Below are 19,324 nucleotides of genomic sequence, written 5' to 3' on the forward strand. Positions count from 1 at the left end.
AATAGAAAAAAATGAGAGAGACTAAAAACATATCAAGATCTAGAGCACAAGAATCATCGGCTGCTATTGAAAAAATGTACATTACGATGCGTCATTTATTCAATAGAGGATTTTACAAACCTATGGGGATTTCAGGAGACACTTTACGTGAAGCATTGTTAGCTTTACGTCCTGAAATTTATGGAAATATCGCAGAAGAAAAAGTAGAATTAAATGGACTTTTATATGTGATCGAACGTTTACCAATGGGAATTGAAGAATGCCGATTTATCAACTTAACCTCTGATGAAGGGTATTCTAGATCACACTTTAAAGCAATTGTTCCTCCTAAAAGAAGACGTAATTGCTACCGTATTGACGAAGAACAAATGAACGTTGAAATTACACGTGGTCGATCAGATATCTATGATATTTTGACGCACTTAACGTTTATTTTTATCGAATCACATAAAATTAGAAATAGAGTTTTACTTGACGATGCAGGAGAAGTTTCTCGCGACTGGATGAAGCTAGAACAAGCAGTATCTCAAACGAAGAAATTATCATTAGTAGAAAAAGAGAAAGCAATTTCTCATGCTGCAAATATATTGGGTAGAACTTTTGAAGAGGTATTAAATATTTACGACGCCTTTGGTTCAGAGGCTGCACCAGACCGTTTTTTACATGTAATTTATTGGTTAGGAAAGTTGGCTATTGAAGAAATTATAGGCAATAACAAACGTACAATTACTTTTAGCCCTATTTTAAGAGAGCGTTTAGGACATCACATTCATGGGGAAATATGGGCTACAAATATCAAAGAGGTTTTAAAAGAAAACGGATTATTAGAAAGACCAATTCATGTTATTAGTGCTAATATGCACTCTGTGATGAACTCGATTTTTGCCACTAATGTTTTAAAAACACAGTTCAAAGACAAGTCTGATTTCTTTATTTATGAAGAATTGAGTAAATCTGGAGCTCATGAGGTGCGTAATAAAGTACAAGAAGTCGCTTTAAAACAAGGAATGATTTCGGTGCCGGATAGTTCAGGGACAAATATAGATGTTCAAATTTTTGACACAGCAAAAATCAATTGGGCAAACTCGTCCTTCCCTGCTGCAAAACTAGGTGATAAACAGCCGGTATTGATTGTAATGGATTATGCCTTTGGAGAGCAAGCTTATGAAACTATTGATGAATTGTTGAAACCATTTAAGAAAGATATTTTACTTAATGTAGAATCAGTTTCTATCATGGGGAAAGCAGGAATTCTAGAAGGAGGTAAGGGTGATATTATGATTCCTAATGCCCACATCAATGAAGGAACAGCAGATAATTATTTCTTCGAAAATGAATTATCAGCTGAAATGTTTGAAGGAAACGATATTGATGTATTTGCAGGAGCAATGGTAACTGTTCTTGGAACGTCATTGCAAAATAGAGATTTATTAAAATTTTTCCACGAATCAACTTGGGGAGTAATAGGTCTTGAAATGGAAGGATCTTACTATCAAAAAGCAATTCAATCTGCCTCAAAAATTAGAAAAAGTGTACCACACGATATCAAAGTGAGATATGCTTATTATGCCTCAGATAATCCATTAGAAACAGGAAGTACATTAGCTTCTGGAGGATTAGGTACAACAGGTGTAAAACCAACGTACTTGATTACAATTAAAATATTAGAGCAAATTTTTAACTCTAAATAAAATTGGGATATAGCTAAATATGCTATTGATCGAATACTAAAAGCCATTGAAACTAACTTATTTAAATAAGATGTTTCAGTGGCTTTTTTTTTATAATCTTGCTAGTGATACTATTGTAAATTCATAGCTGCTGAGGTAGTGGTATTCGAAAATAAAAAAGCTTAGAGAGCCTAAAAAGTAGTAAATGTATTTTTATTTACTTTCGAAAAAAACGAATTTTAAGACTAGAAAATTGCCGTAATTTAGGAAGTTATAAATATGATGTGTATTGCTCTTAAAGCGGTTTAAAATGCGTTAATCTTGAATGTTTTTTATACCTTGCAGCAGTAAAATATAGTTATGAAAAGGATACTTATCACTGGTGCTGCAGGTTTTTTAGGGTCACATTTATGTGATCGTTTTATCAAGGAAGGATATTACGTTATAGGAATGGATAATCTTATAACAGGCGATTTAAAAAATATCGAACACCTCTTTAAATTAGAGAATTTTGAATTTTATCATCATGATATTACCAAGTTTGTTCATATTCCTGGACAGCTAGATTATATTTTACACTTTGCTTCTCCGGCCAGTCCTATCGATTATTTAAAAATTCCTATTCAAACATTGAAAGTGGGATCATTAGGTACGCACAACCTTCTGGGACTAGCTCGTGTAAAAAAAGCACGTATTTTGATTGCATCTACTTCTGAAGTTTATGGAGATCCATTAGTACATCCTCAAACAGAAGAATATTACGGAAATGTCAATACAATAGGGCCAAGAGGAGTCTATGACGAAGCGAAGCGTTTTCAGGAATCAATTACTATGGCGTACCACACTTTTCACGGTGTAGAAACCAGAATTGTTAGAATTTTTAATACTTACGGACCTAGAATGCGATTGAACGACGGTCGCGTGATTCCGGCGTTTATAGGTCAGGCATTACGTGGTGAAGACTTAACTATTTTTGGCGATGGAATGCAAACAAGATCTTTTTGTTATGTAGACGATCAAGTCGAAGGAATTTTTAGATTGTTGCATTCTGATTATGTTTATCCGGTAAATATTGGAAATCCTGACGAAATAACAATTAAAGATTTTGCTGAAGAAATCATCAAATTAACGGGGACAAACCAGAAGATTGTCTATCACGCCTTACCAGAAAACGATCCTTTACAACGCCAACCAGACATAGGTAAAGCTAAGGAATTACTAGGATGGGAAGCCAAAGTGAATCGTGAGGAGGGAATGAAATTGACTTATGATTATTTCAAATCACTCTCAAAAGAAGAACTCTCAAAAGAGGAGCACAAAGATTTTACAGATTATATAAAATAAAAACAACTACATATCAGTTTTGATAACTACTGAAAATAAAGCTTTAAATAAAATAGTAAACGCTTAATAACGAGTGCTTACTATTTTTTAACTTTTTAATAATTAATTATTATTTACGTGTAAAAGCAATTATTTTTGCCAAACAACTAAAAACACAACAAATGACAATTTTACTACTGGGTTCAGGCGGAAGAGAGCATGCTTTTGCATGGAAAATGACTCAAAGTCCGCTTTGCGATCAACTATTTGTAGTTCCGGGAAATGCTGGAACTGCTGCCATTGCAACAAATATCAACATCAGTCCAACCGATTTTGAGGCTATAAAAGCATTAGTACTTAAAGAGAAAATAGGGATGGTAGTTGTAGGACCAGAAGATCCATTAGTAAAAGGAATTTTTGATTATTTCAAGAATGACGATCAGTTAAAAGATATTCCTGTAATTGGACCATCAAAAGTAGGTGCGCAATTAGAAGGAAGTAAAGAATTTGCCAAAGAATTTTTAATGAGGCACAACATTCCTACTGCTGCTTACGACAGTTTTACAGCTGAAACAGTAGAAAAAGGATGTGATTTCTTAGAAACGTTAAAAGCACCTTATGTATTAAAAGCAGATGGTTTAGCTGCGGGCAAAGGAGTTTTGATTATTCATGATTTGGCCGAAGCCAAAGAGGAATTACGCAACATGCTTGTGGGACAAAAATTTGGTGAGGCAAGTTCGAAGGTAGTGATCGAAGAATTCCTTGACGGAATCGAATTAAGCTGCTTTGTATTAACAGATGGTAAGAACTACAAAATTTTACCAACAGCAAAAGATTATAAACGCATAGGTGAAGGAGATACTGGATTGAATACAGGCGGAATGGGAGCTGTTTCTCCAGTTCCTTATGTCGACGCTGTTTTAATGGAAAAAATCGAAACACGCATCGTTAAACCTACAATTGAAGGTTTTCAAAAAGATGGAATTGAATACAAAGGATTTGTATTTATTGGTTTAATCAATGTGAACAACGAGCCTATTGTTATTGAATACAACGTGCGTATGGGAGATCCAGAAACAGAAGTTGTTATACCAAGATTAAAAACTGATTTAGTAGAATTGTTTTTGGCTACAGCCAATGAAAAATTAGACGAAATAACTTTAGAAATAGATTCAAGAAGCGCTACGACTGTAATGTTAGTTTCTGGAGGATATCCAGAAAATTTCGAAAAAGGCAAAGTAATTTCAGGATTAGAAAATATAACTGATTCTATCGTTTTTCACGCAGGAACAAAATTAGAAGACGGAGCTGTTTTAAGCAACGGAGGTAGAGTAATGGCAATTACATCTTATGGAAATGATTTTCAAGAAGCCATAAAAAAATCTTACCAAAACATAGCTAAACTAAGTTTTGATAAGATGAATTTTAGAAAAGATATTGGTAACGATCTTTTATAATAAAGTAAGTCTTCCTTAATCCTAAAGCAATTTAGGGTTAGGGAGATTATTTTTTAAAGAAAGAGTGTGCTGTTGTATCTTGTTCTTCTGTACCTGCTTGGTCAAAAATTCTTAATTGTTTGATCCAGTATACCATCGCAGCTGCACAAATAGCCATGAAAATCCAGTTAATTAAATTAGCACCAAACCAAGATTTAAGTTCTAAGGCACGAATAAAGTCAAGAGGAGCAAATAGGATGTTTACAAATAAGTATTGAATTCCTTCGAAAAATGCTTTCATATCGTTAATATTATTTTGTTTTTTATTTTGTCTTAAATATTAAAAACTCTTAAGAAAGAATCTTTATCAACTTGCTCGTTTCTTTATTTAAACAAGTATTATATTTACAATCACAAAAGTATAAAATATCCTTATGATTACAAGCATTTTTAAAAAATCTACACCGTTAAATTTATCTTTGGTAGTATTTTTAATACTGAGTTTCTTTTTTATCTATCAATTTCAAGATTTAGCTTGGGCAAGTAATCTTGTAACTATAGGTAATAAGTTGACTATTTTATTGATTTTGTTGGGTTCAATTTTCTTTACAAATTTTATAGCTAACAAGAATGGAGTGAGCAAAGACACGGCTTATGTGATTTTATTCTTCTTTTTATTTGTTATTTTTTTTCCGTCTATATTTGATAAATTGGATCTAGTTGTATCTAATTTCTTTATCATTTTAGCCATTAGGAGGCTGATATCTTTGCAGTCGTTAAGTGCTTCAAAAGAAAAGATATTTGATGCATCGCTATGGATTTTTATAGCTGCAATCTTCCATTTCTGGAGTATTCTATATCTTGTTTTGGTATTTATTTCGATTATGTTCCACGTAGCAAGAGATTATAAAAACTGGTTGTTGCCTTTTATAGCACTTTTTGGAGTGAGCATACTATTTATTTTTGCGAGTATTGTGTTCCAATTTGATAGTACAGATTATTTGTATGAACAAATACAAACCAGTTTTGCTATCAATTATTTCAAATCAAATTATGAAAATGCCGCGCTATCAATATATGCTACAGTGATATTATTTTTTGTGGTTTCTATTTTTGGAAGTTTGTCAAACAGACCCTTAGTTTTACATACTACCTATAAAAAAATAGTAGCATCGCTATTTATAGGAATCGTTGTATACCTAGTTTCGGCAAATAAAAGCAATGACGTATTGTTGTTTACGGTTGCACCATTATCAATGCTAGCAGCAAGTCACATCGAAATGCCTCAAATTAAATTGAAGCAAGAGATGGTACTTATTGTCATTATTTTATGTAGTTTGTTTACTTTTTTCTCTCAATTATAATTTAGCTCCATAAGCTAAGTCTCCAGCGTCGCCAAGTCCTGGAACGATATAAGATTGATCGTTTAGCTTTTCATCAGTAGCAGCAATCCACAAGTGACAGTTGTCTGGAAGGTTTTCTTCTAGAAATGCAATTCCCTCAGGCGCAGCAATAACTACGGCAATGTGAATGTCTTTTGGTGTGCCTTTTTCAACTAGTTTTTTATACACTGCAAGTATCGATTGCCCTGTTGCAAGCATGGGATCAATAATCAATAGATACTTATTTGTAGTGTCGGCAATGGCTTGATATTCGACTAATATTTCAAAATCTGCATCATTGTTGGGATGATGCCTGTAGGCAGAAACGAAGCCATTCTCAGCATTATCAAAGTAGTTAAGAAACCCTAAGTGCAATTGTAAACCTGCTCTTAGAATAGAGCAAAGAATAATTTGATCTTTAATTTCAGTGGTTTCTTTTGTTCCTAGCGGTGTTTGTACAGATAGATCTTGGTAATCTAACTCTTTACTCAACTCATACGCCATTATTTCACCTATCCTTTCAATATTTCTTCTAAAACGCATGCTGTCTTTGTGAACATTTACATCTCTAATTTGTGTTAGAAAATGATTTAATACGCTGTTTTTTTCTGATAAATTGTGAATTTGCATGATGTGAGTATTAATGATAAAGGATCGCAAGTAAGCTACAAAATTGTTAAATGCGCAACCAGAATAGATTTGTGTTATGTAATTTTTTTATAAAAGTATAAAAAGTATCTTTGTAACTATTAAAATATAAAAATTATGTTTTCAAAACTAGCGTATTCCGTATTTGAAGAAAGTATCAAAGACTATCATCAATTTGATAATGTTGATCAACCTATAAACAATCCTTTCCCAAAAGATAAATTCGAACATTTATTGTACTTGAAAAATTGGATTGATACCGTGCAATGGCACTTTGAAGACATCATACGTGATCCAAATATTGATCCTGTAGCGGCTTTGACTTTAAAGAGAAGAATTGATGCTTCAAATCAAGAGCGTACCGATATGGTTGAATATATCGATGGATATTTTTTACAAAAATACAGTAGTACAGTAGTAAAAGAAAACGCAAAAATAAACTCAGAGAGTCCAGCATGGGCTTTTGATAGATTATCGATTTTGGCACTTAAAATTTATCATATGAATGAGGAAGCTACTCGTGCAGAAGCAAGTCAAGATCATAGAGATAAATGCCAAGCTAAATTGAATATCCTATTAGAACAAAGAACAGATTTATCTACTGCAATTGATGACTTGTTAACTGATATCGAGAATGGGGACAAGTTCATGAAAGTGTACAAGCAAATGAAAATGTACAACGATGATGAATTAAACCCTATTTTATATCAAGCTAAGAAGTAAGCAACGTATTTTGATTACTCTTTTTTAATTTAAATACAGCACTATTGTCAGCTATAATTAAGCATATTGCCGTCATGAGACTATCCGCAATGGGAGATGTCGCCATGACGGTTCCTGTTTTACGAGCCTTTGTAAAACAGTATCCACACATTAAAATTACGGTGGTTTCCAGACCATTTTTCAAACCGTTTTTTGATACCATTCCTTCAGTTTCTTTTTTTGCTTTCGACGAAAAAGAGAAGCATAAAGGTGTTTTTGGTTTATTTCGAATGTATCAAGAATTGCGAGCATTAGAAGTAGATGCTTTTGCCGACTTACATAATGTTTTACGATCTAAAGTAGTGCGCAATCTTTTCGCTTTAAGCGGAAAAAAAACAGCTGCTGTAGATAAAGGTAGAGCCGAAAAAAAAGCGCTTACTAGAGCCGAAAATAAGATTTTAAAACCGTTGCCAACCATGTTCCAAAGGCATCAGCTGGTTTTTGAAAGATTGGGTTTTCCGATTGATTTATCGCATCCTAGTTTTCCTGAAAAAGCTAAATTATCTGAGACTATCTTAAACGCGATAGGAGGTAAGAGCCCTTTGCTAATTGGTATTGCTCCATTTGCACAATACAATTCAAAAGTGTACCCTTTGGATTTAATCCAAAAAGTAATTAATCAGTTAGCAGAGAATAGCGGTTATAAAATACTACTCTTTGGTGGTGGAAAGAAAGAGTCGGAATTATTAGATTCACTGTTGCAACAGCATACAAATGTGGTGAATATGGCCGGAAAAATAAAATTCACTGAAGAATTAGAGTTGATCAGTAACCTTGATGTCATGCTTTCTATGGACTCTGGTAATGCGCATATTGCCGCGATGCTGGGCGTGAAGGTAGTTTCGCTTTGGGGAGCAACCCATCCATATGCAGGTTTTGTGCCTTTTAATCAACCAGTAGAAAACAGCTTAGTTCCTGATAGAACAATTTATCCTCTATTGCCAACATCAGTCTATGGGAATAAAGAGGTAGAAGGCTATCAAGATGTGATGCGAACGATTACTCCAACGATGGTTGTCGAGCTAATCAAATCAAATTTGTAGTCGAGTTTTAATTAAGTATAAAAAAAAATCCAACCTGTATAAAAATAAAGGTTGGATTTTTTTATGAGTTATTAGTTTTTAAACATCATCATAATCTACTTTTAAAGAGGCTGAAGTAGGATGCGCTTGACAAGTCAAAATCAAACCGCTTGCAATTTCTTTATCAGTTAAGATTGAGTTTTTAGTCATCTCGGCAGTTCCTTCAGTAACACGGGCAATACAACTACTGCATATTCCGCCTTGGCAAGAATAAGGAGCATCGATTCCCTGCTTTAAAGCCGCGTCCAGAATGGTTTGTTTTTGAGACATATCAAATGATGTTTCTTCATCATCAACCATTACAGTGATTTTTGATTGGCCTTCTAACGATTCAGAAATTACATTTTCTTCAGTTGACGAAGTAAAAAGTTCAAATTTAATCGCCGACTCTTTGATATTATTTTCTTTCAGCACTCCTGAAACAGTGTTTATCATCGCTTCTGGTCCGCATAAATAGAATTTGTCAAATGATAATTCTTTGTGTTTATTATTCAAGACAAAGTTTACAGTTGATTTTTCAATACGTCCAAACAACGATTCGTCAACCTTAATTTGGCTGTAGACATAATGAATATACAAACGCCCCATAAATTGTAATTGCAGGTCGTGCAAATCTTGATGAAAGATAGTTTCTTGAGTAGATTTATTACCGTATACTAGTACAAAAGTGCTTTTTGGTTCGCTAATTAAAACCGACTTTATAATTGACAATACTGGAGTAATTCCGCTTCCAGATACAAATGCTGCGTAATTTTTTTGGCGATCAGCTTGTGGTTCAAATGTGAACTTTCCTTCAGGTGTTCCCACTTCTAGCGTATCACCTGCTTTTAATTTAGTGTTAGCAAATTGTGAGAAAGCACCATTTTTAACCGCTTTCACAGCAATACGTAGTTCACCACTTTCTGGAGACGAGCAAATAGAATAAGCGCGTCTAATTTCTTGACCATCTAACGTCAATTTAATATTTACATATTGTCCAGCTACAAAGCTGTAATTAGATTTTAATTCCTGTGGGACATTAAAAAGTATAGAAACAGCCGTTGCCGTTTCACGTTTTACTTCTTTTATAGTTAGTTTTAAAAATGATGACATGAGATAATTTTTTTACAAATATACTAAAGAGATTAGGTTTCTTTAAATCAAAATATTGAAATTTTACATACATAGAAGTATTATGTATAAGAATCTTATGTATATTTGTTAATCAAAATTTGTTCGAAATGAAAAATTCACAATTATATAAAGGAAGTTTGAATACCATTATCATGAAGCTGTTAGAGGAAAACGGCAAGATGTATGGTTATGAAATCACCCAAAAAGTAAAAGCAATAACTGCCGGCGAACTTAATATTACCGAAGGGGCTTTGTATCCTGCATTGCATAAACTGGAGGCAGAAGGAATTCTGGATGTCGAAATTGCAAAGGTTGATAATCGAATGCGCAAGTATTACAAACTAACCGAAGCAGGTGAGAAGGAAACTGTTAATCGCTTATCAGAGTTAGAAGACTTTATTAGAAACATGCAAAGTTTAGTGAACCCAAAACCTAGTTTAGAATTTTAATTATTTATGATGAAACTAACCAACCAACAAATCAATTACGTCGAAAATTATATCATTTCTAAAGATATTAAATGGTATGAACTACAAGTAGAACTTACAGATCATATGATTAACAGTATGGAAGAATTTTGGAAGGCGGATCCTGAACTAACTTTTCATCAAGTAAAACACTATGCTGAAGAAAGATTTGGTAGAAACGGGTTCAAAGCAATTGAAGAAGAACGTACGCAAATATTAAGAAAAGAATTTAGAAGGATGCAGTGGAAAATGATTGCTGATTATTTAAAGTTTCCAAAAATATTTGCAAGTGCACTAGCGCTTATCGTTATTTATAAATCTTCGTTTTATTTTGACAAGCCGGTAAAATTTATTGCGATGCTTTATATTTTGCTCTTGGTCGCATATATTCCTTCTTTTTACTCCTACTTCAGAAACAGGAAAATCAAAGGCAAACGCTTTCTACAAATTGAAATTAGTAATCCCATGGTGCTTGGATTTGGGTTTGTAAATTTAGGTTTAAATGGAGTAAGTCTTTCTATGGAATGGATTGAGCAATATAACATTTTAAAGCTATTATATTGTGCAGTTTTGATCTTAGGAGTTTTGTCTCTAATAACAGGGAAAAAAATATATGAGAAGTCATTGTCCAGTATCAAAAAACAATATCAACTTACTTAATTTTTTAGAATGCAACTAACCAACCAGCAAATCGCAACGATAGAACAAACCCTAGTTTTAAACGGTCTTGTGTACGATGATATAAAATCAGAATTAGTAGATCATATTGCTTCAGAGATTGAACTTGCAATCGATGACAAAGGAGTAGCATTTAGCGATGCCCTAAAAACAGCGTTCTCCAATTGGGAAGAACAGTTACATGGTAGTAGATCATATTGGATAAGAGGATATGCATTTGTTCCAAGAATTATTATTAAAAAATCATTAAAAATGGTAAAACATATTTTTTTGATGTCTTTAGCCATGGGGATTATTACTGCACTTGCAGTTACTTTTATTTTCAAGTTTAGTCCACAACAAGAGGTTCTTTTTGTATTAAATAGCATACTTCAAGTCACTGCTGGAAGCGGCATAGTATTGTTCATTTACTTTCGATACAAATTATGGCAATCCAAACATAAATCAACATTTAGCTTCTTATTTAATCAAAATGGTTTTATACAAATTATCAATTTAATGTTAGTCTCATCGGGTTTATTTAATTTTAGAGGTTATAGCAATTTTATGGATTCTTCTTTTATGCACAGTTTATTCCCAATTACTTTGTTATTTATCTCAGGATTTTATTTAAACGTGGGCTTCCAACATATAAGATTCGAAAAAAAATTATCTAAAGTATAATTATGCAATTAACCCAACCACAAATTGACCAACTATATACTTTCACGCGCCAACATTACGTCGAGTATTACGATTTACAAACGGAGTTAGTAGATCATCTTGCTAATGCTATTGAAACACAGTGGCGGGAGAATCCTAAACTTACTTTTGATGAAGCCTTGAATGTTGAGTTCAAGAAATTTGGCGTTTTTGGTTTCATGGAAGTCGTAGAAAATAGAAAAGCAGCTTTGTATAAAAAATACAACGGCTTAGTATGGCAACATTTTAAAGATTTTTTTGGTTTTCCAAAGTTGCTCTTGACTATTCTCTTGACTCTTTTAGTATTTACCATATTTAAAATCACTGATTACAAAGAAATCATTCTGTTAGGCTTTTTTGGTGCAGTATTCAGTTTTACAATCTACGGATTAATTCAGTCGAGAAGCCAGCAACAAAAAAACAGTAAGCAAAGTGAAAAGAAATGGCTATTTGAAGAAGTAATAAATCGTTATGGTAATTTTTCTGTAATTATGTTCGTGCCTTTCAATGTGGTTGTACAGCTATACAGTAGCATTCCACAATTATTTAAAAATGACTTTTACAGCTGGTGCTTGAGCATCATATTAGTACTGAGCTCATTTTTTTTATTTATTGTTTTTAAGATCATCCCATCAAAGACAGAGGCGTATTTAATGGACACTTATCCAGAATATAAATTACTTTCTGTGTAACGTTTTACACTTTTTACGTACTAATTTTATAAACCAAAAAAACCAAACCAATGATTAATAAGTTTATTTACCTTGAGTGGAAAGCTTTTTCAAGATCAGCATCCTTCGCAAAAAGTCTTGGATTCAAGATATTGATGGGCTTCGTGGCACTTTACTTCATCCTTATTTTTTTAGCGCTAGGAGTAGGCTCTTTCTACATTATGAAAAAGTCAAATTTAGATCCTCTTCTTGCCATCAATAAATTCCTGATTCTTTATTTTGCCGTAGATTTAACTATTCGTCTTTTGGCACAAAAAATTCCGGTGCTTAATATCAAACCTCTGCTGCTTTTAAGGATTAGTAAACCTACCATAGTTCATTTTTCATTGGGTAAAACCATGATTTCGTTTTTCAACATTATTCACTTTTTTCTATTCATACCCTTCACAATTGTTTTATTGATTGAAGGTTATGACGTGATCTCTGTATTGATGTGGTTTATGGCTATTTTTTCATTAATATATATCAATAACTTCGTCAATATATTGCTCAGTAATAAAGACAATTTGCTTGGTGTATTTATAGCAGTTGTAGCAATATTTGCTGGATTACAGTATTATAATTATTTCAATATCACTGATTATTTAGCACCAGTTTTCAATGCTTTTTTTGATACAAAGTGGGCATTTGCAATTCCTGTAGTTGCGTTATTAGCAATTTATTATACGTCTTTTAAATTCTTGATGAGCAACCTTTATTTAGATGCGGGACTTTCGTCAAAAACCGCTGTAGCAAGAACAGAGCAACTTACATGGTTAAATCAATTCGGGAGTACAGGAACATTTCTTAAAAACGATATTAAATTAATAATAAGAAACAAGCGTTCAAAAACAACTGTAGGATTAAGTGTTTTATTTTTATTCTACGGATTATTATTTTTCACGAATACAGATATGTATAATTCTGCCATGAAAATCTTTGGAGGTGTATTTGTTTCAGGAGGGTTTTTAATTGCATTCGGGCAATATGTACCTGGGTGGGATAGCTCATACTACCAATTGTTAATGACACAAAATGTATCCTATAAGGACTATTTAAAATCAAAGTGGTCGCTTATGGTTATTGCAACAATTGTCAGTACCATCTTGGCATCTTTTTATTTGTACTTTGGTTGGGAAACCTACCTAATTATTGTTGTAGGAGCTATTTATAATATTGGGGTCAATTCGCAATTAGTATTATTAGGTGGTGCTTTTAACAAAGCTCCAATAGATTTAAGCTCTTCAAAAGGGGCTTTTGGAGATAAAAAAGCGTTTAACGTTAAAACCATGATTATATCCATTCCGCAATTAGGACTGCCTGTTTTTATTTATTGGTTAGCACTGAAATATGCTTCTGCAAACACAGGTCTTATCATCATTGCAGTATTAGGCGTATTAGGTTTACTATTTAAAAGTAAAGTATTTGTCTTGATTGAAAAAATTTACAAGAAAGAGAAATACGCAACTATTGCGGCCTACAAACAAACTAGCTAAAATTGACTTAAAACAAACTAATCAACAACCGATTAATTTCTAACCATGATACACGCACAAAACCTTTCGAAAAAATACAATAATACGACCGTTTTAAATATAGAAAATCTTGAAATTCCAAAAGGACAAAGCTTAGGACTAGTGGGAAATAATGGAGCAGGAAAAACCACCTTTTTTAGTTTACTGCTTGATTTAATCCAGCCTACAACGGGCCACATCACTAATAAAGATATTCAAGTCAATAACAGTGAAGCTTGGAAGTCTTTTACGGCTGCATTTATTGACGAGAGTTTCTTGATAGGATATTTAACTCCTGAGGAATATTTTTATTTCATTGGCGATTTACGCGGACAAAACAAAGCAGATATCGATTCTTTATTAGCGAAATACGAAGAGTTTTTTAACGGTGAAATCCTTAATAACAAAAAGTATTTGCGCGATTTGTCTAAGGGAAACCAAAAGAAAGTGGGAATCATTGCTACACTTATTGGAAATCCTGAAGTAGTAATCCTAGACGAACCATTTGCAAATCTAGACCCTACAACTGTAAATAGATTAAAAAATATTATAAAAGAACTTGCCGAAAATCCTGAGGTTACCATCTTAGTTTCTAGTCACGATCTACAACATACGGTTGAGGTTTGCTCCCGAATTGTAGCATTAAACAAGGGCGAGGTGGTCAAAGACATACAAACATCTCCAGAAACATTGCAAGAATTAGAATCGTTTTTTGCAGTCTAAAATAAAATCTACATAGGCCTGACTATACTTTATATAAAGTTGGTCAGGCTTTTTTTTATATCTTTCATTTTCGAAAAATAAAATAGAAGTGGGTTTTTTATTCAACGGCAAAGTATCCCTTGTACTGCAGTAGTCAAATAACTACGTATAATTTTCGCTTTCTCAAAAAGAAACGTATTTTTACCAGTTACTATACTAAAAAGCTTTTAAAAAAGTTTAATGATAAAAACGCTTACCATTGAAAAACTCTAATTGTCGATTGCTGTTTCCGTTTGGATGCCTAGTTTTATTGGTAGCTTGTTCTACTAAAAAGGACACATTTTTATCTAGAAGTTCGCACTCTCTAGCCACCGAATACAATATTTTGTACAACGGACAAATTGCATTAGATCAAGGGGTAAAAGATATCAAGCAGAATCTAACTGACAATTTTTGGACGCGATTGCCTGTCGAAAAAATGCAATTCAATACTACTGATGATGCCGGCGTAAAAACTAGTAATCCCAACTTTACTATTGCCGAAGAAAAAGCGACCATGGCAATTCAAAAACACTCTATGTCTATCAAGGGCAGAGAACGCAACACTCAAATCGATGAAGCTTATTTATTGTTAGGAAAAGCACGCTATTACGACCAGCGTTTTATACCTGCTCTAGACGCTTTTAACTTTATTCTATACAAATACACTAACAGTAGCAATATTTACGAAGCAAGAATTTGGCGTGAAAAAACAAACATGCGCTTGGGTAACGATGCATTGGTAATTAATAATATGAGGCTTTTGCTAGCAAATAAGCAATTAAAAAAACAAGTCTTTGCAGATGCCAACGCCTTATTAGCGGAAGCTTTTTTAAACGTACAAGAAAAAGACAGTGCTGTAGCCAAATTAAAGTTGGCAATAGAATATACTACCAAAAATGATGATAAAGGGAGATATAATTTTATTCTAGGCCAACTCTATGAAGAGTTATCTCAAAAAGATAGCGCTCGAGAACGCTATAATAATGTCATAGATCTTAATCGAAAAATTGAAAGAAAATATCTTATACAAGCACATTTGCGCAAAGCAGAATTATTTGATTCAACAAAAGGAGATACTACAGCTTTTGTAAAACATTTCAACAAGCTGATAGCTGATCGTGAAAATCGACCTTTCTTGGATCTTCTTAATTACCAAATGGGAGTATTTTATGACCAACAAGGCAAACAAGTCCATGCTACTAAATACTACAATCAATCTTTAAATCAAGCAAAAGACGATGATTACTTGATCGCCTCAGATTATAGAAATTTAGGAAATCTTTATTTTAAAGACGCTAAATATCTCACTGCGTCTAAATATTATGATAGCACTTTAGTGCGGTTAAACCCCAAGACTAGAGAGTTTTTACGCATAAAAAAAGTGCGTACTGACCTAGACGAAGTGATTTATTACGAAGATATTGCGGTAAGAAACGATAGTATATTAAAAGTGGTAGCCCTATCATCTGAAGATAGAATTGCCTACTACCAGACTTATATCGACAAAATCAAGAAAGCAGATGAAGTAAAGTTGCAAGCAATAGAAGAGGCTAAAGAAAAGCAGAAAAATATTGATAGAAATAACAATTTGCCAGGTTTGGATCCTTTAGCGCCGGCAAGTGGTTTTGGAAATAAATTACAAACACTACCCACACTAGGTACAGAGTCTAGCACTGCAGCAGCAGGAAAGGCACTATTTTATTTCTATAATCCTACCACCGTGGCGTATGGAAAAATAATCTTTAAGAAAAACTGGGGTAATAGAACTGCAAATGGGAACTGGAGAGTATCAACCCAGAAAAACGATATCGATTTAAACAATATTCCAACAAACGATTCTATAGACGGAGAAATAGCAACGAAAGATGCTCTTGCTATGAAACCAGAATACAGTACAGATTTTTACATTAAAACCTTACCTAAGACAGCGATGGAAATTGCAAGTTTAGCTAAGGAACGCAATACAGCCTACTACCAACTAGGAGTAATTTACAAGGAGAAATTAAAAGAATATAATTTGGCTGCAGCCAAATTAGAACAGTTGCTTAAAAACGATTCTGAGGAGAAATTAATATTGCCAACTCATTATAATTTATACAAGATTTACCAAATCATAGCTCCAGAAAAGGCGGCTGCTTCAAAACAATTCATCGTATCTAAATATACTGAATCACGTTATGCTCAGATAATTTCAAATGTCAATCAGGACAAAGATTTCAATCAAGGAACTCCTGATGATGTTTATAATAAATTATATGCTGAATATGAAAAGGGAGATTATGCAACGGTTTTAACTAGTTTAGAAAATTTAATTACACAATATTCAGCTGATGAGATCGTGTCTAAATTTGAGCTACTTAAAGCAACTACCATTGGTAAAGTGGAAGGATTGCAGGCTTACAAAAAGAATTTGCAATTTGTAGCTACAAATTATCCTAATACTGCCGAAGGTAAAAGTGCAACACTTAGTTTGAACAAAGATATACCTACCTTAGAAGCGCTAGCTTTTACAAAAGTGCCTTCAAACAAATGGAACATATTATATAGAGTAGGTACGCTTAGCGATGAGCAAACAACGATTGTAGAGGCAAAGATTAAAAAATGGATAGCAACTACTGCATCTCCTAATATGAGTTATTCATTCGATAATTATACCTTAAAAGATAATTTTATTACAATACATGGATTACGATCTGAGGCTGATGCAATTGATATTGCTAACTATTTAAAGAACACTAAGGAGTTTTCTGTACCGGCAGCATATATTACAATCAGTACAGATAATTATAAAATAGTTCAAATTAATAAGAACTTGGAGGACTATTTAGAATTTAAAAAACAATAAAAATGTTTAATAAAAAAAACACAGGATACCCTGAGGTATTTGGTAAAACCAATAGAATCGTTGAAGGAACAAAAATCACCGGCGATATTGCAACCGAAACAGATTTTAGAATCGATGGTGAGTTAACAGGTAATTTTGTTTCAACAGGAAGATTAGTGTTGGGACCATCAGGAATTATCATTGGTGATGTTGTGTGCAACAACGCTGATATTGAAGGCAAGTTAAAAGGGAAGGTGAAAGTTAACGAACTTCTTAATGTCAAGGCAAAAGCAAGTATTGAAGGCGAGGTCACTGTGGGGAAATTAGCTGTAGAACCAGGAGCCGATTTTAGTGCTAGTTGTATAATGAGCGATAGCTCAAGTAAATTAATGCTAAGCGATGGAAAAGAAACCAAACAAAAAGGTAAATAACAAGTGGGTGGTATTAATGAATATTCCTTTTCAAATGGGAGTGATCATTTTTGCATTTACTTATCTAGGAATGTGGTTAGATAAGCAATATACTAACTCATCAATATTCACCATTATATTATCATTGTTATCTGTTTTTCTGGCGCTATTCAACGTCATTAAGCAGGTAAAAAATCTAAACAAAGAAGACTAATGAAAGCACTTATAAATTTTGTTAAATACTTAATTCCCTTTTCAATAGCATTGATTTTGGCTCAATACTTAATTGTTTCTAATGTTTTTAGCAATACTAGCTTCTTTTATTCGACTTGGAGCATTTATGCATTTCACATTATTGTCACGTTATTTTCCTACTCCTTTTTACTATTTGTAAATCACAACTTTCCTGAAAATACAGGATTTGCTTTTATGGGAATTAGCTTAATAAAAATGTTGGCGGCTGTAGTATTTTTAATCCCTTTATTACGTTCAGAAATGGTAAGTAAAATAGGAGATGTCGCAATATTTTTTATTCCCTACTTTTTATATTTATTTTTCGAAACATTTTTTGCTATTCGACTAATTAACAAGAAGTAAGGCGCAGATTAAAATATAATTACAAGGCAATTTTGTACATCTTTTTTAAAAACTAATTGATATATTTTCAATTCTGAATAAATTATGTACATTTGCAAAAAATTTTGAAACGTAAATTAGACAACAATTTAATAATGGTATTTTCAAATAAACCTGTTCAGTTCTTATTAGTTGCTTTAGTAGCCAGTATTCCTTACTTTGGATTTGCAAATCCAGCGGTTGACAGTATTTCTGTTGTTAATGAAGCTGTTGCAGAACACGGGGCGCACGCTGCACCCGAGAAAGAAAAATTCAATGCTACAGAATTAATCAATGATCACATTGGGGATTCTCATGAATTTCACATTGCTGATTGGGGTGGTCATCCTATTTCGTTTTACTTACCTGTGATTTTATGGACGAATAACGGTTTAGAAGTTTTCTCTTCTGAAGCTTTTCACCATGATAACGAAGGGGAGCACGTAATTGATGTTAATGGACAAAAATTAGTTCGTTTTAAAGAAGTTATTTTTTACGCAGATAAATATGAAAACTTATCTGAAGACGATAGAAAAAATGGTGCTTTTGCATTTGATGCAAGACCGCTAGATTTTTCAATCACTAAGAACGTTTTCTCAATGTTCATGGCGGCACTTGTTATGTTCTTCCTATTTTTAGTAGTAGCGCGTTCATACAAGAAAAACCAATTAGCACCTACAGGGCTTGCTGGTTTCTTAGAGCCACTTGTAACATTTGTTAGAGATGATATTGCTAGACCAAATATTGGCGAGAAACAATATGCAAAGTACATGCCGTACCTTTTGACAATATTTTTCTTCATCTGGATTAACAACCTTATTGGTTTGATTCCTTTTTTCCCTTTTAGTTCAAACTTAACTGGAAATATTTACTTTACTTTTGTAATGGCGTTGATCACTTTCATCATTACAACTTTAAGCGGAAACAAAGACTATTGGGGTCACATATTCAATACGCCAGGAGTACCGGTTTGGTTAGCGCCAATTATGATTCCTGTGGAATTGATAGGAATGCTTACAAAACCATTTGCATTAATGATTCGTTTATTTGCTAACATTACAGCAGGTCACATTATCATTTTGAGTTTGGTTTCATTAATCTTCATTTTTGATACAGTATGGATTTCTCCTGTTTCTGGAGCCTTTGTATTATTCATGAGTGTACTAGAATTGTTAGTAGCAGCTTTACAAGCATACGTGTTTACGTTGTTATCAGCATTATTCATTGGTCAAGCTGTAGCAGAGCATGATCATCATTAAAATGTG

At 33.2% G+C, this 19,324-nt stretch carries 20 protein-coding genes; 17 read left to right on the plus strand and 3 right to left on the minus strand.

Annotation, left to right across the window (positions count from 1 at the left end; genetic code table 11):
- Positions 1–11: 11 nt before the first annotated feature.
- The 3 genes from H603_RS0111745 (at position 12) to purD (ending at position 4,450) form a co-directional block, all read left to right on the plus strand.
- On the plus strand, positions 12–1,691 hold the full coding sequence (locus H603_RS0111745; RefSeq protein ID WP_026708792.1) for a DUF6909 family protein: 1,680 nt from the start codon (positions 12–14) through the stop codon (positions 1,689–1,691).
- Between the two features lie 339 nt (positions 1,692–2,030).
- Complete coding sequence (locus tag H603_RS0111750) at positions 2,031–3,014, plus strand: UDP-glucuronic acid decarboxylase family protein (RefSeq protein WP_026708793.1); 984 nt, start codon at positions 2,031–2,033, stop codon at positions 3,012–3,014.
- 161 nt (positions 3,015–3,175) lie between these two features.
- Complete coding sequence (gene purD / locus H603_RS0111755) at positions 3,176–4,450, plus strand: phosphoribosylamine--glycine ligase (RefSeq protein ID WP_026708794.1); 1,275 nt, start codon at positions 3,176–3,178, stop codon at positions 4,448–4,450.
- A 46-nt stretch (positions 4,451–4,496) separates the two neighbouring features.
- On the opposite strand, the gene H603_RS0111760 is transcribed toward purD, so the two are convergent.
- Positions 4,497–4,730 carry a DUF6341 family protein gene (locus H603_RS0111760; protein WP_026708795.1) on the minus strand — a complete coding sequence of 78 codons (234 nt, stop codon included), beginning with the start codon at positions 4,728–4,730 and terminating at the stop codon, positions 4,497–4,499.
- Between the two features lie 133 nt (positions 4,731–4,863).
- On the opposite strand from H603_RS0111760, the gene H603_RS0111765 reads away from it, so the two are divergent.
- A complete protein-coding gene (locus H603_RS0111765) occupies positions 4,864–5,793 on the plus strand; it encodes a DUF6427 family protein (protein ID WP_026708796.1) in 930 nt (309 codons plus the stop codon).
- Here the strand turns inward: H603_RS0111765 and upp are convergent.
- On the minus strand, positions 5,788–6,441 hold the full coding sequence (upp, locus tag H603_RS0111770; RefSeq protein WP_026708797.1) for a uracil phosphoribosyltransferase: 654 nt from the start codon (positions 6,439–6,441) through the stop codon (positions 5,788–5,790). The two genes, H603_RS0111765 and upp, sit on opposite strands and share 6 nt — an antisense overlap.
- A gap of 135 nt (positions 6,442–6,576) precedes the next feature.
- Between upp and H603_RS0111775 the strand changes: the two genes are divergently transcribed.
- Positions 6,577–7,182, plus strand: coding sequence for a DUF4254 domain-containing protein (locus H603_RS0111775; protein WP_026708798.1), 606 nt, complete (start codon positions 6,577–6,579; stop codon positions 7,180–7,182).
- Positions 7,183–7,256: 74 nt separating this feature from the next.
- The gene (locus H603_RS0111780; protein ID WP_026708799.1) at positions 7,257–8,264 is read left to right on the plus strand and encodes a glycosyltransferase family 9 protein; all 1,008 of its coding nucleotides are present in this window, start codon (positions 7,257–7,259) and stop codon (positions 8,262–8,264) included.
- Positions 8,265–8,342: 78 nt separating this feature from the next.
- On the opposite strand, the gene H603_RS0111785 is transcribed toward H603_RS0111780, so the two are convergent.
- On the minus strand, positions 8,343–9,395 hold the full coding sequence (locus H603_RS0111785) for a 2Fe-2S iron-sulfur cluster-binding protein (protein ID WP_026708800.1): 1,053 nt from the start codon (positions 9,393–9,395) through the stop codon (positions 8,343–8,345).
- A 128-nt stretch (positions 9,396–9,523) separates the two neighbouring features.
- Between H603_RS0111785 and H603_RS0111790 the strand changes: the two genes are divergently transcribed.
- From H603_RS0111790 to atpB, 11 genes are all read left to right on the plus strand, one after another.
- Entirely contained in the window at positions 9,524–9,865 is a 342-nt protein-coding gene (locus tag H603_RS0111790) for a PadR family transcriptional regulator (protein ID WP_026708801.1), read from the plus strand.
- A gap of 6 nt (positions 9,866–9,871) precedes the next feature.
- On the plus strand, positions 9,872–10,543 hold the full coding sequence (locus H603_RS0111795) for a hypothetical protein (RefSeq protein ID WP_245576112.1): 672 nt from the start codon (positions 9,872–9,874) through the stop codon (positions 10,541–10,543).
- A 9-nt stretch (positions 10,544–10,552) separates the two neighbouring features.
- Positions 10,553–11,224 (plus strand): hypothetical protein, encoded by a 672-nt coding sequence (locus tag H603_RS0111800; protein WP_026708803.1) that lies wholly within the window; start codon positions 10,553–10,555, stop codon positions 11,222–11,224.
- Between the two features lie 2 nt (positions 11,225–11,226).
- Positions 11,227–11,934 (plus strand): hypothetical protein, encoded by a 708-nt coding sequence (locus tag H603_RS0111805; protein ID WP_026708804.1) that lies wholly within the window; start codon positions 11,227–11,229, stop codon positions 11,932–11,934.
- A 50-nt stretch (positions 11,935–11,984) separates the two neighbouring features.
- The gene (locus H603_RS0111810) at positions 11,985–13,448 is read left to right on the plus strand and encodes a DUF5687 family protein (RefSeq protein WP_026708805.1); all 1,464 of its coding nucleotides are present in this window, start codon (positions 11,985–11,987) and stop codon (positions 13,446–13,448) included.
- Between the two features lie 45 nt (positions 13,449–13,493).
- Entirely contained in the window at positions 13,494–14,189 is a 696-nt protein-coding gene (locus tag H603_RS0111815; protein WP_026708806.1) for an ABC transporter ATP-binding protein, read from the plus strand.
- 238 nt (positions 14,190–14,427) lie between these two features.
- Complete coding sequence (gene porW / locus H603_RS0111820; protein WP_026708807.1) at positions 14,428–17,055, plus strand: type IX secretion system periplasmic lipoprotein PorW/SprE; 2,628 nt, start codon at positions 14,428–14,430, stop codon at positions 17,053–17,055.
- A gap of 2 nt (positions 17,056–17,057) precedes the next feature.
- The gene (locus H603_RS0111825) at positions 17,058–17,465 is read left to right on the plus strand and encodes a bactofilin family protein (protein ID WP_026708808.1); all 408 of its coding nucleotides are present in this window, start codon (positions 17,058–17,060) and stop codon (positions 17,463–17,465) included.
- Positions 17,434–17,658: an AtpZ/AtpI family protein gene (locus tag H603_RS0111830; RefSeq protein WP_026708809.1), complete on the plus strand. Its 225-nt coding sequence runs from the start codon at positions 17,434–17,436 to the stop codon at positions 17,656–17,658. The genes H603_RS0111825 and H603_RS0111830 overlap by 32 nt, the downstream gene beginning before the upstream one ends.
- A complete protein-coding gene (locus H603_RS0111835) occupies positions 17,658–18,041 on the plus strand; it encodes a hypothetical protein (RefSeq protein ID WP_035675951.1) in 384 nt (127 codons plus the stop codon). Before H603_RS0111830 ends, H603_RS0111835 begins: the two co-directional genes overlap by 1 nt.
- A 134-nt stretch (positions 18,042–18,175) precedes the next feature.
- Positions 18,176–19,318: a F0F1 ATP synthase subunit A gene (gene atpB / locus H603_RS0111840; RefSeq protein WP_026708811.1), complete on the plus strand. Its 1,143-nt coding sequence runs from the start codon at positions 18,176–18,178 to the stop codon at positions 19,316–19,318.
- Positions 19,319–19,324 lie beyond the last annotated feature (6 nt).

This window comes from Flavobacterium frigidarium DSM 17623, from assembly GCF_000425505.1.
Taxonomy (GTDB): Bacteria; Bacteroidota; Bacteroidia; order Flavobacteriales; family Flavobacteriaceae; genus Flavobacterium; species Flavobacterium frigidarium.

Coding starts and splice junctions, on each gene's coding strand:
- H603_RS0111795 (WP_245576112.1), top strand. CDS start 9,872: ATGATGAAACTAACCAACCAACAAATCAATTACGTCGAAAATTATATC.
- H603_RS0111805 (WP_026708804.1), top strand. CDS start 11,227: ATGCAATTAACCCAACCACAAATTGACCAACTATATACTTTCACGCGC.
- H603_RS0111775 (WP_026708798.1), top strand. CDS start 6,577: ATGTTTTCAAAACTAGCGTATTCCGTATTTGAAGAAAGTATCAAAGAC.
- H603_RS0111745 (WP_026708792.1), top strand. CDS start 12: ATGAGAGAGACTAAAAACATATCAAGATCTAGAGCACAAGAATCATCG.
- H603_RS0111790 (WP_026708801.1), top strand. CDS start 9,524: ATGAAAAATTCACAATTATATAAAGGAAGTTTGAATACCATTATCATG.
- H603_RS0111750 (WP_026708793.1), top strand. CDS start 2,031: ATGAAAAGGATACTTATCACTGGTGCTGCAGGTTTTTTAGGGTCACAT.
- H603_RS0111785 (WP_026708800.1), bottom strand. CDS start 9,395: ATGTCATCATTTTTAAAACTAACTATAAAAGAAGTAAAACGTGAAACG.
- H603_RS0111765 (WP_026708796.1), top strand. CDS start 4,864: ATGATTACAAGCATTTTTAAAAAATCTACACCGTTAAATTTATCTTTG.
- H603_RS0111780 (WP_026708799.1), top strand. CDS start 7,257: ATGAGACTATCCGCAATGGGAGATGTCGCCATGACGGTTCCTGTTTTA.
- atpB (WP_026708811.1), top strand. CDS start 18,176: ATGGTATTTTCAAATAAACCTGTTCAGTTCTTATTAGTTGCTTTAGTA.
- H603_RS0111830 (WP_026708809.1), top strand. CDS start 17,434: ATGGAAAAGAAACCAAACAAAAAGGTAAATAACAAGTGGGTGGTATTA.
- H603_RS0111800 (WP_026708803.1), top strand. CDS start 10,553: ATGCAACTAACCAACCAGCAAATCGCAACGATAGAACAAACCCTAGTT.
- H603_RS0111760 (WP_026708795.1), bottom strand. CDS start 4,730: ATGAAAGCATTTTTCGAAGGAATTCAATACTTATTTGTAAACATCCTA.
- H603_RS0111815 (WP_026708806.1), top strand. CDS start 13,494: ATGATACACGCACAAAACCTTTCGAAAAAATACAATAATACGACCGTT.
- H603_RS0111835 (WP_035675951.1), top strand. CDS start 17,658: ATGAAAGCACTTATAAATTTTGTTAAATACTTAATTCCCTTTTCAATA.
- purD (WP_026708794.1), top strand. CDS start 3,176: ATGACAATTTTACTACTGGGTTCAGGCGGAAGAGAGCATGCTTTTGCA.
- upp (WP_026708797.1), bottom strand. CDS start 6,441: ATGCAAATTCACAATTTATCAGAAAAAAACAGCGTATTAAATCATTTT.
- H603_RS0111825 (WP_026708808.1), top strand. CDS start 17,058: ATGTTTAATAAAAAAAACACAGGATACCCTGAGGTATTTGGTAAAACC.
- H603_RS0111810 (WP_026708805.1), top strand. CDS start 11,985: ATGATTAATAAGTTTATTTACCTTGAGTGGAAAGCTTTTTCAAGATCA.